Annotated in this window: 14 protein-coding genes; 10 read left to right on the forward strand and 4 right to left on the reverse strand. The window is 73.1% G+C overall.

Annotated elements, in window-relative coordinates:
- Window position 1: 1 nt before the first annotated feature.
- From GA0070607_RS20820 to GA0070607_RS20830, 3 genes are all read left to right on the forward strand, one after another.
- The gene (locus GA0070607_RS20820) at window positions 2–706 is read left to right on the forward strand and encodes an endonuclease/exonuclease/phosphatase family protein (RefSeq protein WP_089019695.1); all 705 of its coding nucleotides are present in this window, start codon (window positions 2–4) and stop codon (window positions 704–706) included.
- 113 nt (window positions 707–819) lie between these two features.
- Complete coding sequence (locus tag GA0070607_RS20825) at window positions 820–2,226, forward strand: flavin-containing monooxygenase (RefSeq protein WP_089019696.1); 1,407 nt, start codon at window positions 820–822, stop codon at window positions 2,224–2,226.
- A 70-nt stretch (window positions 2,227–2,296) separates the two neighbouring features.
- Complete coding sequence (locus GA0070607_RS20830; protein WP_089021983.1) at window positions 2,297–3,091, forward strand: alpha/beta hydrolase; 795 nt, start codon at window positions 2,297–2,299, stop codon at window positions 3,089–3,091.
- A 29-nt stretch (window positions 3,092–3,120) separates the two neighbouring features.
- Here GA0070607_RS20830 and GA0070607_RS20835 read toward each other — a convergent pair whose 3' ends face one another.
- Window positions 3,121–4,614, reverse strand: a complete 1,494-nt coding sequence (locus GA0070607_RS20835) for an alpha,alpha-trehalose-phosphate synthase (UDP-forming) (protein WP_231930095.1) — start codon at window positions 4,612–4,614, stop codon at window positions 3,121–3,123.
- Window positions 4,615–4,787: 173 nt separating this feature from the next.
- Window positions 4,788–5,651 carry a hypothetical protein gene (locus GA0070607_RS20840; RefSeq protein WP_089019697.1) on the reverse strand — a complete coding sequence of 288 codons (864 nt, stop codon included), beginning with the start codon at window positions 5,649–5,651 and terminating at the stop codon, window positions 4,788–4,790.
- A 354-nt stretch (window positions 5,652–6,005) separates the two neighbouring features.
- Here GA0070607_RS20840 and GA0070607_RS20845 point away from each other — a divergent pair, with 354 nt between their 5' ends.
- Window positions 6,006–6,704: a lysophospholipid acyltransferase family protein gene (locus GA0070607_RS20845; RefSeq protein WP_089019698.1), complete on the forward strand. Its 699-nt coding sequence runs from the start codon at window positions 6,006–6,008 to the stop codon at window positions 6,702–6,704.
- A 7-nt stretch (window positions 6,705–6,711) separates the two neighbouring features.
- On the opposite strand, the gene GA0070607_RS20850 is transcribed toward GA0070607_RS20845, so the two are convergent.
- Window positions 6,712–10,236 carry an adenylate/guanylate cyclase domain-containing protein gene (locus tag GA0070607_RS20850; RefSeq protein ID WP_089019699.1) on the reverse strand — a complete coding sequence of 1,175 codons (3,525 nt, stop codon included), beginning with the start codon at window positions 10,234–10,236 and terminating at the stop codon, window positions 6,712–6,714.
- A gap of 161 nt (window positions 10,237–10,397) precedes the next feature.
- Between GA0070607_RS20850 and GA0070607_RS20855 the strand changes: the two genes are divergently transcribed.
- Window positions 10,398–10,595, forward strand: a complete 198-nt coding sequence (locus GA0070607_RS20855; RefSeq protein ID WP_089019700.1) for a hypothetical protein — start codon at window positions 10,398–10,400, stop codon at window positions 10,593–10,595.
- 88 nt (window positions 10,596–10,683) lie between these two features.
- On the opposite strand, the gene GA0070607_RS20860 is transcribed toward GA0070607_RS20855, so the two are convergent.
- Window positions 10,684–11,376: a Crp/Fnr family transcriptional regulator gene (locus GA0070607_RS20860; protein WP_030337710.1), complete on the reverse strand. Its 693-nt coding sequence runs from the start codon at window positions 11,374–11,376 to the stop codon at window positions 10,684–10,686.
- A 294-nt stretch (window positions 11,377–11,670) separates the two neighbouring features.
- Between GA0070607_RS20860 and GA0070607_RS20865 the strand changes: the two genes are divergently transcribed.
- The 5 genes from GA0070607_RS20865 to GA0070607_RS20885 all read left to right on the forward strand — a co-directional run bounded on the left by GA0070607_RS20865 (window position 11,671) and on the right by GA0070607_RS20885 (window position 15,316).
- Window positions 11,671–12,168 carry a polyadenylate-specific 3'-exoribonuclease AS gene (locus tag GA0070607_RS20865; protein ID WP_089019701.1) on the forward strand — a complete coding sequence of 166 codons (498 nt, stop codon included), beginning with the start codon at window positions 11,671–11,673 and terminating at the stop codon, window positions 12,166–12,168.
- Between the two features lie 90 nt (window positions 12,169–12,258).
- A complete protein-coding gene (locus GA0070607_RS20870; RefSeq protein WP_089019702.1) occupies window positions 12,259–12,762 on the forward strand; it encodes a pyridoxamine 5'-phosphate oxidase family protein in 504 nt (167 codons plus the stop codon).
- Window positions 12,763–12,937: 175 nt separating this feature from the next.
- The gene (locus GA0070607_RS20875) at window positions 12,938–13,966 is read left to right on the forward strand and encodes a 6-phosphofructokinase (protein WP_089021985.1); all 1,029 of its coding nucleotides are present in this window, start codon (window positions 12,938–12,940) and stop codon (window positions 13,964–13,966) included.
- 135 nt (window positions 13,967–14,101) lie between these two features.
- Window positions 14,102–14,920, forward strand: coding sequence for a pyrroline-5-carboxylate reductase (gene proC / locus GA0070607_RS20880; protein WP_089019703.1), 819 nt, complete (start codon window positions 14,102–14,104; stop codon window positions 14,918–14,920).
- A gap of 45 nt (window positions 14,921–14,965) precedes the next feature.
- Window positions 14,966–15,316, forward strand: coding sequence for a DUF2203 domain-containing protein (locus GA0070607_RS20885; RefSeq protein ID WP_089019704.1), 351 nt, complete (start codon window positions 14,966–14,968; stop codon window positions 15,314–15,316).
- Window positions 15,317–15,334 lie beyond the last annotated feature (18 nt).

The following is a 15,334-nucleotide window of genomic DNA, read 5'->3' on the forward strand; positions in this document are numbered from 1 at the left end:
GATGGCCGAGCCTCGCGGCGTACCGCTGCGCGTGGTGTCGTACAACATCCACAGCCAGCGCGACGACACCGCCGCGCTGGCGGCGGTGGTCCGCGCCGTGACGCCGGACGTGGTGATCGTGCAGGAGGGGCCGCGCCGGTTCCGGTGGCGGCAGAAGTCCGCCTCACTGGCCGAGTCGTTCGGCCTGGTGGTGGCCGCCGGCGGGCTGCCCGCGCTGGGCAACCTGCTGCTGACCAGCCTGCGGGTCCAGGTGCGGGGCACCCGCTGCCAGCGCTTCCCGCTCACCCCCGGCCGGCACCTGCGCGGCGCCGCGTACGCCGACTGCCGCGTCGGCGAGGCCCGGTTCACCCTCGCCGGTTCGCACCTGTCCACCGATCCGGCCGAGCGCCCCGCGCAGGCCGCCGAGTTCAAGCGCGGCCTGGACGCGGCGGGCGACCCGGTGGTGGCCGGGGCGGACCTCAACGAGGGCCCGGACGGGCCGGCTTGGGCGACAGTGGCGCGCGGGCTGACCGACGCCGCGGTGGCGGCCGACCGGGCCGACCGGCTCACGTACTCCTGCGCCGACCCGCGCCGGCGCATCGACGCGCTCTTCGTCGACTCGCGGATCAGCGTGGTCGACTACGACGTGGTGGACACCCCGCAGACCCGGCGGGCCAGCGACCATTTCCCGGTCCTGGTCGACCTGCTACTGCCCACCACCGGCTGACCCCCGACCGGCGCGACCGCGGATCCGTCCCCGCCGGGGCTGGACATCCGGCTCCGATGTGGAGAGGATTTCGCGGCGACCGGCACGCGTGCCGCACAAAAGGAGATGTCCCGGTGTCCACCTCCACCGACCACGGCCGGCCCGACCCGGAGGCGAACCCGTCCGCGCTGAGCCGCGACGGCCGCCCGGTCTCCGACCGGGGCGACACGGTCTGCGTCATCGGGGCCGGGGCCAGCGGCCTGACGGCCATCAAGAACCTGCGCGAGCACGGGTTCGGCGTGGACTGCTACGAGCGGGAGACCGGCGTCGGCGGCGCCTGGAACTGGCGGCACGACCGCAGCCCGGTGTACGCCAGCACCCACCTGCTCTCGTCGAAGCCGTTCACCCAGTTCCCCGACTTCCCGATGCCGGACTCCTGGCCGGACTACCCGCACCACAGCCAGCTGCTCTCCTACTTCGAGCGGTACGCCGACCACTTCGACCTGCGCTCGCACATCTGGTTCGGCACCGAGGTGATCCGGGTCGAGCCGGCGGCGGGGGAGCGCTGGGACGTGACCACCCGCTCCACCGGCGGGTACGGGCCGGAGCGCACCTCCCAGTACGCCGCCGTGGTGGTCGCCAACGGCCACAACTGGTCGCCCAAGCTCCCCCGCTACGAGGGGCTTGAGCAGTTCCGCGGCGAGATCATGCACGCGTCGTCGTACAAGGACCCGGCGCAGCTGCGGGGCAAGCGGGTGCTGGTGGTCGGCGCCGGCAACACCGGCTGCGACATCGCCGTCGAGGCCGCCCAGCAGGCGTCGCGGTGCTGGCACTCCACCCGGCGCGGCTACTGGTACGCGCCGAAGTACGTGCTCGGCCGCCCCGCCGACCAGGTCAACGACGCCCTGCTGGCACTGCGCGTGCCGCTGCGGGTGCGTCAGTGGCTCTACCACTGGACGCTGCGGCTGACCGTCGGCGACCTGACCCGCTTCGGCCTGCCCAAGCCCGACCACCGGGTGTACGAGACGCACCCGATCGCGAACAGCCAGCTCGTCTACTACGTGGGCCACGGCGCGATCGGCCCGGTGCCCGACGTCGCCCGGTTCCACCCGTACGCGGTGGAGCTGACCGACGGCCGCGAGATCGATCCCGAGCTGGTCATCTTCGCCACCGGCTACCTGCCGCGCTTCGAGTTCCTCGACGCGTCGGTGTTCGGCGACAGCGCCGGCGTCGGCCGGCCCACGCTGTGGCTCAACGCCTTCACACCGGGGCATCCGACCCTGGCGGTCGCGGGCCTGGTGCAGCCGGACTCCGGTCTGTTCACCCTGTCGCACTGGCAGACGGTGCTCTTCGCCCGGCTGTTGCAGGCCCGCCGGGACCGGCCGGACCGTGCGGCGGCGTTCGCGCAGCGGGTGCGCGACCGGGCCGGCGAGCGCTACTCCGCGCAGGTCAAGGAGAGCAGCCGGCACTGGTTCGAGGTCGGTCACGCCGACTACCTGCGCGCCGTCCAGCGCGCCCTCACCGACCTGGAGGGCAAGTGAGCGCGAGGAGTGAGCTTGCGAGCCCCGCAGTCGCGAACGAAAGGTGGGCCAAGTGACTGAGCTGCGGATCATGCGCGGCCGGGAGTGGTCCCGCCCGGTCCGGCCGGCCCGGCGTGAGGTGCTCAGCGCCACCCCCGAGCTGGAGGAGGGGCGCCCGCCGCTGCTCTTCGTCCCCGGGTTCGGGCACGGCGCGTGGGCGTTCGCGGAGCACTGGTTGGGGCACGCGGCGTCGCGGGGGTTCCCGGCGTACGCGATGAGCCTGCGCGGGCACGGCGGCAGCGAACCGGCGCCGGAGGCGACACTGCGGGCGTACGCCCACGACGTGGTCCAGGTGGCCGCGGGCCTGCCGCGCCAGGCGGTGCTGGTGGGGCACGGCGCGGGGGCGCTGGTGGTGGCGCACGCGTTGGCCCGCTACCCGGCGCGCGGTGCGGTGCTGGTGGCGCCGGTCTTCGGCGGTTGGGGTGTGTTCGGCGCGGCGTTGCGCCGCAACCCGTCCGGTACGTTGCCGGCGGTGTTCGGCGGGCCGCTGCGGCTCAGCCGCGGCCAGTTGTTCAGCCGCGAACTGCCTGAGGCGGAGGCCCGGCGTCACGTCGCCCGGCTCGGTCGGGCCGGCCGGCGGGCGCAGTGGGCGCTGCTGGGTGAGCCGACGGCCGAGCCGGCCGTTGGCGCGCCCCCGGTGCTGGTGCTGGGCAGCCCGGACGACCGGGTGGTGCCGACGTCGACGTTGAACCGGGTGGCCCGCCGGTACGACTCGGCGCCGCTGCTCTTCCCCGGGATGGGCCACGACCTGATGCTCGACGCGCGTTGGGCGGAGCCGATCGACGCGATCCTGGACTGGTTGGAGAAGGAGCCGGCGGCGCACTGACCGTTCCGCGTCCGGCCGGCGCGCGGCGGTCAGCCGCCCGCGGGGCGCGTGGCCGCGCTGCCGGCCGGGGTGGCCCTGGGCGCCGGGGCCGGCATCCGCGCGGTGCCGTCGGTGCTGGTCAGGCGACTGACCAGGGCACCGCTCTCGTCCAGCGCGCTCAGGTAGGAGCGGGCCCAGGCCCGGATGTCGTGCTGGTGCAGGTAGGCGCGCATGGCCCGCATCCGTTCCGCGACGTCGGCCGGGCTGGCCCGCAGCGCGGCGCGCAGCCCCTGCTTGAGCCCCTCCAGGTCGTGCGGGTTGACCAGGTACGCCTGGGACAGTTCGGCGGCGGTGCCGGCGAACTCGCTGAGCAGCAACGCCCCCGCGCCGTCCACCCGGGCCGCGACGTACTCCTTGGCGACCAGGTTCATGCCGTCCCGCAGCGGGGTCACCGCCATCACGTCGGCGACCCGGTAGAGCGCGGCCAGCTCGGCCCGGTCGAAGGGCTGGGTGAGGTAGTGGATGGCCGGCTCGCCGACCCGGCCGAACTCGCCGTTGATCCGGCCGACCTCGCGCTCGATCCGCTCGCGCAGGATCTGGTACTGGCCGACGCGTTCCCGGCTCGGCATCGCGACCTGCACCAGCACCGTGTCGCGGACCTTGACGTCGCCGCTGGCGAGCAGTTCGCTGTACGCCTTGAGCCGCTGCTCGATGCCCTTGGTGTAGTCCATCCGGTCCACGCTGAGGATGACCTGCCGGGGGTCGCCGAGGTCCTGGCGCAGCCGGCGGGCCCGTGCGGCCACCTCGGGGCGGGCGGCGAGCGCGGCCATCTCGGCGGTGTCGATGGAGACCGGGAACGCGCCGATGCGCACCACCCGGTCGTCGATCCCGATCCGCCGGTCGGTGGCCGGCAGCTGCAGCACCTTGGTCACCAGTTGGGCGAAGTTGTGCGCCGCCTGGGCTCGCTGGAAGCCGACCAGGTCGGCGCCGAGCATGCCGCGTAGCAGCTCGGCCCGACGGGGCAGCTGCATGAACAGCTCCGGCGGCGGGAACGGCACGTGCAGGAAGAATCCGATGCGCAGGTCCGGCCGGAGCGCACGGAGCAGACCGGGGACCAGGTGCAGGTGGTAGTCCTGCACCCAGACCACCCCGCCCGGCTCGGCCACCTCGGCGGTCGCCTCGGCGAAGCGCTGGTTGACCCGCTGGTACGCCTCCCACCACCGGCGGTGGTGCTGCGGCTGCTCGACGGCGTCGTGGTAGAGCGGCCACAGGGTGGCGTTGGCGAACCCCTCGTAGTGGTCGCGCAGGTCCTCGTGGCTGAGCGGGACACTGTGCATCCGGACGCCGTCCACGTCCGGCAGTGCGGGGGCGGGGCCGGTGCCGCCGGCCCAGCCGACCCAGGTCGCCGGGGTGTGCCGCAGCAACGGGTGCAGCGCGCTGACCAGCCCGCCCGGGCTCCGCCGCCATTCGCAGGCCCCGTCGGGCGCCACACTGTCGTCGATGGGGAGGCGGTTGGCCACCACCACGAGGGAGCTCTGTCGCATCTCGGGCATTCCGATCAGCAGAGGACCGACCGCCGCGAGCAAGGGAAAACCGGTCAGTCAGTCGGGGAAGTGACGTACAGCGGTATTCCTACTGACAGTAAGTTACACCACTGTTACGTCCCGCGCGGGGCGGTGGCGTCCCGGGATGCGGTCGGCGGCGGCGTGGCCGGGGGTCAGACGACGGCTCCGTCGTCCGGGTCGCTGTCGTCCTCGTCGCCGGGGCGCAGTCGCCAGATCAGCGTGACGAAACCGGCCAGGATGCCGGTGAACCCGAAGAGGGTGACCGCCGAACGGTCGATCGGGAGCAGCGCCGGGAAGAGGAAGAGCACGAACCCGACGACCACCGCGAGCGTGCCGACCACCGCGTACTTGGAGAACCGGGGCAGCGGCGGCGGCGGAGGCGGGTGGTAGCCCTCGTCCTCGTCCTCGTCGTCGGGCAGATCCGCGCCGAAGGTGTCCAGCCCGTCCAGCAGCGACGGCTCGTCCGGCCGGGCGCCGCGCCCGATCGAGATCCCGGAGATGTCGGTTGCGGACGGTAGCCGGCGGACGTCTGTGGCGGTCGGCCCGGCCTCGTCCGCGCCGGAGCGGGCCAGCGGACCGGCGGCCGGCTCGTCCCGGTCCTCGCGGTCCTCCTGGTCGTCCACGTCCTCCGCGGCCGGCCACGGGTGCTCGCCCGCCGCCGACGTGGTGTGGAAGCCGGCGACGATCCGGGCCCACTCGGCATCGATGTCCGGCTCGTCACGAGCCGGTGGCTGGTCGGGGGCGGTCTCGTCGGCGAGTTGGGTGAGGTAGTCCCGTGCGGTGGTCAGGTGCGAGCGGTCGACGTAGAGCCGGTCCACCGGGCGGGCCGGGACGGTGGTGGTGCGGGTGACCGGGTTGAGGTCGGCGGAGGGTTGCAGGTAGGCGGCGATCCCGCCGGCGGCCAGCACGTCGAGCAGGTGCTCGCCGACGCGCGGATCGACGTCGCCGACGACGGCGTACTCGTTCGCGTCGAGCCCGTTGTCCCGCCGTCCCCGGCGGGCCCCACCCGCTGACACCCGGACATCCTCCTCAACGCGCCTTCCGGCGCGGCCGCCCAGCCCCCTCGACGCCCGTCCGCACGCCGTGCTCTGAATCGTGACACGTCAGGGCCCGGTTCCGGGAGTGCGTTGTGTCGCGTCTTCCAAAGTCAGCGTCCCCGCTGCTGGTGGCGGCCGTGCCCCTTTGTCCGTTCTTGCGAGGGACGCGGCAGGGGACGGGTCGGCCCGAGATCAGTCGATCTTCAACCCGGCGCGACCGGAAGCCGCCCCGGCGTCCGTTGTGGTGGGCGGCCCGCGCTTCGTAGGCTCATCGACGACGGCGACGCTCCGGCACCGGAGCGCCGCAGCGGGCCCACCACGGAAAGGACGCCGGTGCTCTACTGGCTGTTGAAGTACGTCATCCTCGGTCCGCTGCTCAAGCTGATCTTCCGCCCGCAGGTGGAGGGCCTGCACCACGTGCCGGCGACCGGTCCGGTGATCCTGGCCAGCAACCACCTCTCCTTCTCCGACTCGATCTTCACACCGCTGATCACCTCCCGGAAGGTCACCTTCGTGGCCAAGGCCGAGTACTTCACCGGCAAGGGGATCAAGGGCTGGCTGACCAAGATGTTCTTCGTCGGCACCGGCACCATCCCGGTCGACCGCTCCGGTGGCCGGGCCGCCCGCGCCGCGCTGGACACCCAGATGCAGGTGCTGCGTGCCGGGGGAGTGGCCGGCATCTACCCGGAGGGGACCCGATCCCCGGACGGGCGGCTCTACCGGGGCAAGACCGGGGTGGCCCGACTCGCGCTGGAGAGCGGCGCGCCGGTGGTGCCGGTGGTGATGCTCAACGCCGACGAGATCCAACCCCCGGGCAAGCTCATCCCCAAGGTCGCCCGGGTGAAGATCCGCTTCGGTGCTCCGCTGGACTTCTCCCGCTACGCCGGGCTGGCCGGTGACCGGTTCGTGGAGCGCGCGGTCACCGACGAGATCATGTACGAGTTGATGGAGCTCTCCGGCCGGGAGTACGTCGACATCTACGCGCAGAAGCTCAAGGACCCCCAACCCGTCCCCACCCCGATCGCCGCCTGAGCCCGGCTCAGCAGGCGACCGCCGGCCCGGTCGGGGCGATCGGCCGGCCGGCCAGCGCGAGCAGCCCGGGGGCGTCGTTGCGCAACGCGAAGGTGCGCACCTCGGCGCGCGGCACCCGGGCGCCCGCCGGGTCGCCCGCGCGGGTCAGCTCCGCCGCCGCGAACGCCAGCGCCAGCACCCGGTCGCTGACATCCGGAATCCGGCCGTAGACCTCGGCGGCGGCCAGGTGCAGCTCGGCCGAGCGCCGGTGGTCGCCGTCCGCCGCGGCCAGGGCCGCCGTCACGGTCCGCAGCGCCGCCTCCGACCAGGGCGTCCGGTGACCCACCCGGTCCAGCATCGCCCGGACCCGCACCGCGGCGTCCCGGCCGGCCAGTGCGCCGGCGTACGCGGCGGCGGCGATCCACTCCCCGCTGGCCAGCGCCGGCACCGCCGACCAGGACCTGCCCAGCTCGTCGATCAGCGCCGCCGCCTCGGCGTCGCGGCCCTGCAGCGCCCGGCACAGCGCGGCCATGCTCAACATCGTCCAGTGCAGCCGGTGGAACCCGCTGCGCCGTGCGGTGTCCAACGCGTCGGCCACGTCGTCCGGGTCGTCGTCGTCGCGCAGCACCAGCAGGCAGCAGCGCAGCCCCCGCACCTGCATGTCCCAGCTGCCGGTCGGGGTGTCCACGAACGCCTCCGCCGCGGTGAGCAGCCGGCCGAAGTCGCCGTCGAACCAGGCGCGCATCGCCTCCGCCGAGTAGCTGGTGGTCAACGTCTGGCCGCTGGCGGTGCGGGCCGGCGCGGCCGAGAGCAGGGCGTCGGAACGCAGCCAGTCGCCCTCCTCCCGGATCGCCCACGCGAGGTTCTGGGTGGCCCGGGGTAGCGCGAGCAGCTGACCGGCGCGGCTGAACTCGACGATCGCGTGCAGCTCGTCCAGGCCGACCCGGTCGCCGGACTGGTACCGGGCGGTGGCCGCGGTGATCCGGGCATTGGTGCGGGTCTCGGTCAGGCCCAGCCGCTCGGCGATCTCCGCGGCGGTGTCCGCCGCCGTCACAGCCGGATCCCGCTCGTAGTTGAGCATGTGCAACCGGCCCAGCTCGGCGTACGCGTCCGCCTTCTGGGCAGTGTCCGGCAGCGGCTCGAACAGCTGCACCGCGCGGTCCAGGCAGGCCAGCGCGTCGCCGCGGTCGGCGCGCAGCCAGGCGGCCTGGCCGAGCAGGGTCCACGCCCGGGCCGCGCAGGCGTCGTCGCCGTGCGCCAGCAGCCGGTCGGCGAGGGTGTGCACCTGTTCCGGGCCACCACCGGAGAGGAACGCGTTGCCGTCCCGGTAGAACGAGATCTCGGTGCTCAGCAGCTCCAGCTGGAGCCGGCCCACCGGGTCGCTGTCGTCGGCCAGTCCGAGCGCCCGGCCCGCGTGGCTGGCTGCCGCGTCCAGCCCGTGCAGCGCGTACGCCCGGCGGGCCGCGCGGTGCAGCGCCTGCCGCGCCGGCCCGGCGTACCGCCGCACCTCCATGCCGAGCGAACGGGCGATCTCGTGGGCCGCCCAGCGGTGGTGGGCGAGCACCTCGGCCAGATCCGTGTCGCGGCTGTGGGACAGCGCGTCGAGCCAGTCCGCGGCCCGCTCGTGCCGGGCCACCCGTTCGGTGCGGGGCAGCCGCTGGTAGCAGACGTCGCGCACAAGCACGTGCCGGAACCGGAACTCCGCCTGCCCGGCCATCGTCGACGCCGCCTGCTCGTGCACGAAGTCGCGCTGCTCCAGCCGGCGCAGCGAACGCTCGACCGACTCGACCTGCTGCCCCAGCGCGGCGGCCACCGCACCGGGCCAGAACTGCACCCCGACCACCGAGGCGGCCAGCAGCACCGCGCGGTCCTTGGCGTCCAGCAGGTCCACCCGGTTGGCGATCACCGCGTGCACGCTCTCCGGCATGGTCAGCTCGAGCTGCTTGTCCAGCGACCATCCCCGCCCGGACTGGCGCAGCGCGCCCTGCTCGATCAGCATCCGGACGTACTCGTGGGCGTAGAGCGGGTTGCCGCCGGCCACCTCGATCAGCGGACTCAACATGTCGGCCGAGAACGCCGCCTGGCCGAACAGGTGCGCGTACAGCGCGGCGATCCCGGTGTCGCGCAGCGGCGGCAGGGTGATCGTCACCGAGCCGGTGATGGTGCCGGCCCAGCTCGGGTCCCGGTCGACCAGCTCCGGGCGGGCGGTGCAGAGCAGCAGCAGCGGCACCTCACGGGCCGCCGCGCCGAGCAGCTCCACGAAGCGCAGCATCGCGTCGTCCGCCCAGTGCAGGTCCTCGAAGACCAGCACGGTGGGGCGGCGGGCGGCCAGCGCCAGCAGGAAACGCCGCCACGCCGACTCCGCCTCCTCGGCCGGCAGCGGCGTGCCGGGCAACCCGACCAGCGGGCGCAGCGCGTCCACCACCCGGTCGCGTTCGCCCGGGCCGATCAGCTCGCCGACCGCGGCGGCCAACCGCTGCGCCGCGCTGCCGGCCGGGTCGGTGTCCAGGATGCCCGCCTCAGACTTGACGATGTCGGCGAGCGCGGCGAACGTGACGTTCTCCCCGAACGGCGGGCAGCGCCCGGTGCGCCAGGTCAGCGGCTCGTCCACCAGCCGACCCGTGTGCCGGTACAGCTCCCGCAGCAGCCGGCTCTTGCCGATGCCGGCCCGACCGAAGATCGTCACCACCTGCGGCAGCCGGTCGCGCAGCGACCGGTGCAGCGCGTTGACAAGCATGCCCAGCTCGTGTTCCCGGTCGACAAGCGGTGTGGTGTCCGGCTCCCGGTCGGTGGGCTGGCGGCGCAGCGGCGACAGGGCGAGCCACACCTCGGTCGGCGATGACCGGCCGCGCAGCGTGACCGGGGCCTGCTCCTCGTAGCGGATCGCGTCCTTGGTCAGCGCGTGTGTGGTGCCGCAGACCAGCACCCCGCCCGGGGGCGCGACCGACTGCATCCGGGAGGCGGTGTTCACCACGTCGCCAGCCACGATCGCCTGCCCGCCGTCGCGGGCGGCGGCCACGTCGACCAGCGCCTCACCGGTGGCCACACCGACCCGGAACCGCAGCTCGGTGCTGCCGGTCGGAGCGAACCGGGTGAGCACCCGTTGCAGTTCCAATCCGGCCCGTACGCAACGCAACGCGTCGGTCTCGGTGGCGATCGGGGCGCCGAAGAGCGCCATCACCGCGTCACCGATGTACTTCTCCACCACGCCGCCGTACTGGCCCACCACGCGGCGGGCCGCCGAGAAGAAGCCCGTCTGCATCCCGCGGACCTGCTCCGGGTCGGCCCGCTCCACGTACGGGGTGAAATCGATCAGATCGACGAACAGCACGCTCACCCGGCGGCGGTCCTCCTGCGGGGTGAGCGCCGCCGGGCGGTCCGCGCCCGGCCGGGGCGACCCGCACGAGGTGCAGAACGTGACGTCCGAGGCGAGTGGACGCAGGCAGTGCGGGCAGACCGCGCCCAGCTCGGCGCCGCAGCCACCGCAGAAGCGGTCGCCGTCGGCGGCCGTGCGTCCACAGCGCCCACACTGCGCGGCGATGACATCCTCCACTGGCGAACCGGACGCCCCCCACGGCGTCGCGTCAGAGGAAGTATCACCGCCGGCATCGCTGTCGGGTACCGGCCTGTTGGCTTGTGGACAGTCCGCGGGCGGCGCGACGGACTAGATTCAGGCGGCTACATGTCGATCAGCGACCAGAGGGGGACAGGTCAATGGTGTACGTCAAGCTGGAGAGCGACTGGACCGACGGCAACGGGGTCAGCCACTCCGCGGGTGACTCGGTGGACGTCGACGCCGCCACCCTCGCCACCCTCCAGGCCGAGGGCATCGTCGTCGAGCAGTCCCACGGCCCGGACGGTGACGGCAAGGGTCCGGACAAGTGGGCCGGGCCGGGCAGCTCCGGGGTCTGACTCAGCGCCGGTGACGCGACGACGCGGCCGGGCCGCCCTCGGGTGACCCGGCCGCGTCGCGTCCACTCTGGTGGTTGTGCCCGCGGGGTCAGCGGTCGTTCATGCCGGCGCGCCGGCGCAGCGCGGCGACGTCGGTCACCACGATCCGTCGCCCCTCGGTACGCAGCCAGCCTCGACTGGCGAACGAGCCGATCGCCTGGTTGACGCTCTGCCGGGAGCCGCCGGCCATCTCGGCCAGTTGGCTCTGGTTGAGCTCGATCGTGATCATCGGGGCCTGGCTCTCGCCGGCGAGCCGGACCAGCGTCTTGGCCACCCGGCCGGGCAGGTCGAGGAAGACGTGGTCGGCGTTCTGCTCGGTGAGCCGGCGGATGAGCCCGCCCAGCGAGCGCATCACCGCGTCCAGGATGCGCGGGTTGGAGTGCACCAGCTCCATGAACGCCCCCCGGGAGAGCGCGAGTGCCGCGCAGTCCTCGATGGCCTCGGCGGAGGCCGAGCGGGTGGAGGCGTCGAGCAGGGAGACCTCGCCGAGCACGTCCGGCGGGCGGATCACCGACAGCACGGCCCGCTCGCCGGTGGGTGCGGTGCGAAAGACGGCCACCGCGCCGCGGCGCAGCACGATCAGCGACTCGCCCGGGTCGTTCTCCACGAAGAGCAACTGACCCTTGCGGTAGGTGCGCGGGACGGCGGCGGCGATGACACGCTGCCGCACCTCGGGCTCCAACCCGGCGAACATCTCGACACCCGTGAGCGCATCACCCGGCTCCGGCAGGCGAACCTCCACGGCCCAACCCCTCCCCGGTCAAGGACCACAACTCGCTCACCGGCGAACCTGATGGCCCCGACAAGGTGAACTGACACCGGTTCGGCGTCCGGTAGCGGTACACATCAGATCATGACGGTCCGGTCGCTTGCTGTACACCCCTCGAAGCACTTCCGTGACCGTCGCGAGCTGCGGCGCACCGCTTGTCGAGGCGCCGTTCCGGGCCGGTGCCGCTGGTCACCGGCGGCCGGGGGGACGCCGTCCGCGGCCCCCCCGCCGCCCACCGCCGGCCGGCGGTGGGCGAGGATGGCCGGAATGGTCTACCGCTACTTCTACGACTGCGAGTTCATCGAGGACGGCCGGATCGTCGACCTCGTCTCGATCGGTGTCGTCGACGAGTACGGCCGCGAGTTCTACGCGGTCTCCACCGAGTTCGACGACTCCCGCGCCGTGCCCTGGGTCAGGCGCAACGTGCTGGACAAGCTGCCCTCGCCGGCGGACCGGGCCTGGCGCTCGCGGGAGCGCATCCGCGACGATCTGCACGACTTCCTGCTCGAGCCGGTCCGGGATCGGCCGGGGGAGCAGTTGGAGTTGTGGGCCTGGTACGCGGCGTACGACCACGTGGTGCTCGCGCAGCTCTGGGGGGCGATGCCGGCGCTGCCCCGGGAGATCCCCCGGTTCACCAAGGAGTTGCGGCAGCTGTGGGACGACCGGGGCCGGCCGACCCTGCCGGACGCGGACGCCGCCCGGCACGACGCTCTGGTCGACGCCCGGCACAACCTGGCCCGCTGGCGTGCGATGACGGCCCGCTGAGCGGCGGTCGCCGGTGCGGTCGCGGGCACGGAGGTTTGACCGGTTCTGTCCCGGGCACCGGTTCGGCGAGTCGAGCCGAGGGAGAGTGCCATGAGCAACGAGCCGACCAGCGCGGCCGAAGCCCGTGCGCGGGTCACCGAGCTGGTTCGGGCCGCGCGGATCTGCATGCTCACCACGATCGCCCTGGACGGGCGGCAGGTGAGCCGGCCGATGGCGCTTCAGGAGGCCGAGTTCGACGGCGACCTGTGGTTCTTCGCCGACGTCGACTCGGCCAAGGTCCGCCAGATCCGGGTGAACCCGGAGGTCAACGTCGCCTTCTCCGACCAGCGGCACAACGCCTGGGTGTCGGTCTCCGGCACCGCCAACGAGGGGTTCGATCGGGCCCGCGCCGAGCGGCTGTGGAACCCGCTGCTCACTGTCTGGTTCCCGGACGGCCTGGACACCCCCGGCCTCACGCTGATCAAGGTGCACGCCAGCTCCGCCGAGTACTGGGACTCGCCCAGCAGCACAATGGTCAACCTGCTCGGCTTCGCCAGGGCCGCGGTGACCGGCCACCCGCCGGAGGCCGGCGAGAACCACTCGGTGACCTACTGACCGCCCGGCCCGGTGGGAGGTCGCCCCTGGGGCGCGCTGTCGGTGTTCGGGCAGGCCGACTACAGTGCGCAGTGACGGCCCGCCCCGGGCCGGCAACGGCGCCGATGGTCTGATCTGACACATATCCTGGGGCTTAATCGGGCTTTACCTGATGCTCCAGGAGGATGAGCGGATCATGCGTATCGGCGTGCTCACCGGCGGCGGCGACTGCCCGGGTCTCAACGCGGTCATCCGGGCGGTGGTCCGCAAGGGCGTCGCCACTTACGGTCACGAGTTCGTGGGCTTCCGGGACGGCTGGAAGGGCCCGCTGGAGGGCCTGTCCCGGCCCCTGGACATCGCTGACGTCCGTGGCATCCTGCCCCGCGGCGGCACCATCCTCGGCTCGTCCCGGACCAACCCGTTCAAGATCGAGAACGGCGTCGAGCGGATCAAGGACAATCTCGCCGCGCAGGGCGTGGACGCGTTGATCGCGATCGGCGGCGAGGACACCCTCGGCGTGGCCACCAAGCTCTTCGAGCTCGGTGTGCACGTGGTCGGCGTGCCGAAGACCATCGACAACGACCTGGGCGCCACCGACTACACGTTCGGCTTCGACACCGCGGTCAACATCGCGATGGAGGCCATCGACCGGCTGCACACCACCGCGGAGAGCCACCACCGCACCCTGGTCGTCGAGGTGATGGGCCGGCACGCCGGCTGGATCGCCCTGCACGCCGGCCTGGCCGGTGGCGCCAACGTGATCCTGCTGCCCGAGCGGCAGTTCGACGTCGAGCAGGTGGCCGGCTACGTCGAGAAGCGCTTCCAGCACCAGTACGCCCCGATCGTCGTGGTCGCCGAGGGCGCCCAGCCGCTGGACGGCCAGATGGTGCTGGCCAACCAGGAGCTGGACTCGTTCGGCCACGTCCGCCTCGGCGGCATCGGCCAGTGGCTCGCCGAGCAGCTGGAGGCCAAGACCGGCAAGGAGGCCCGCACCGTGGTGCTGGGCCACATCCAGCGCGGCGGCACCCCGACCGCCTTCGACCGGGTGCTCGCCACCCGCCTGGGCCTGCAGGCCATCGACGCGGTGCACGAGGGCGACTGGGGCAAGATGGTCGCGATGCAGAGCACCGACATCGTCCGGGTGCCCCTCGCGGAGGCCACCCGCGAGCTGAAGACAGTGCCGCTGGAGCGGTACGCCGAGGCCGAGGTCTTCTTCGGCAGCTGACAAGGGCGCGGCGCGGCGCCGTGCGGCGCCGCGCCGCGCCACCCGCCCCGTCGATCTAGGGCATGTTGCTGTTCGAGGAGATCAACTCACCACGATCCGCCCTAGATCGGCGGGGGGCAGGGAGGGTACGTCGAGATGTCGGCCGGGGTGCACACCGTTGCCGTGATTGGGGCGGGGAAGATTGGGGAGCTGATGCTCTCCGGGTTGCTGCGCTCGGGATGGCCGGTGGAGCGGTTGCTGGCCACCGCCCGCCGGCCGGCCCGCGCCGAGGAGTTGACCGCCCGCTACGGCGTACGGGTTGTCGACAACCTGACCGCGGTGGACGAGGCGGCGGTGCTCGCGGTCTCCGTCAAGCCGCAGGACGCCGCCACGTTGCTGGACGAGATCGGTCCCAAGGTGCCGGCCGACAAGCTCGTCATCTCGCTCTGCGCCGGTCTGCCCACCAGCTTCTTCAACCGCCGGCTGCCCGAGGGCACCCCGGTGGTCCGGGTGATGACCAACACCCCGGCGCTGGTCGACGAGGCGATGACGGCGATCTCGGCGGGCGCGCACGCCACCGGGGCGCACCTGGCGCTGGCGGAGGAGATGTTCAAGCCCCTCGGCCAGACGATCCGGGTGCCCGAGTCGCAGCAGGACGCGGTCACCGCGCTCTCCGGCTCCGGTCCGGCCTACTTCTACCTGCTGGTCGAGGCCATGATCGACGCCGGGATCCTGCTCGGGTTGCCCCGGCAGGTGGCGCACGAGCTGATCGTGCAGACCGCGATCGGCTCCGCCGTGATGCTGCGCGACTCCGGCGAGCACCCGGTCAAGCTGCGCGAGGCGGTCACCTCGCCGGCCGGCACCACCATCTCCGCCATCCGTGAGCTGGAGAAGCACGGCGTCCGGGCGGCACTGCTCGCCGCGCTGGAGGCGGCCCGGGACCGCGCCCGCGAAATAGCTGCCCAGGCCGACTGACGCCGCAGGGTCAGGCCGCCCGGGTGCGTACCGCATACTGGCCCGGTGTTCACACTCGCCCAGGCCCGGCACCTGGTGGCCACCCTGCAGCCGCGCGTCAACGAGTTGATCCGGCTCCGGGCCGACCTGGCCGAGCTGCGCGTCGACCTGGCCGACCACGGCGTGAGCGCGCTCGGCGGGCTGGCCGAGGTGAAGGGGCTGGAGGCCCGGCTGCACTCCGTCGTCGATGAGCTGCACCAGCACGACATCCAGGTCAAGGGCATCGCCCCGGTGCTGCTCGACTTCCCCGGTGAGCGCGCCGGCCGCGCCGTGCTCTGGTGCTGGCTGGAGGGGGACTCGGACGTTCGCTGGTACCACCGGGCAGAGTGCGGCTTCGCCGGCCGTCGCCCGGTCTGACCCCGCGCCGACGCTTCC

The organism is Micromonospora coriariae (genome assembly GCF_900091455.1).
GTDB classification, from domain to species: Bacteria; Actinomycetota; Actinomycetes; order Mycobacteriales; family Micromonosporaceae; genus Micromonospora; species Micromonospora coriariae.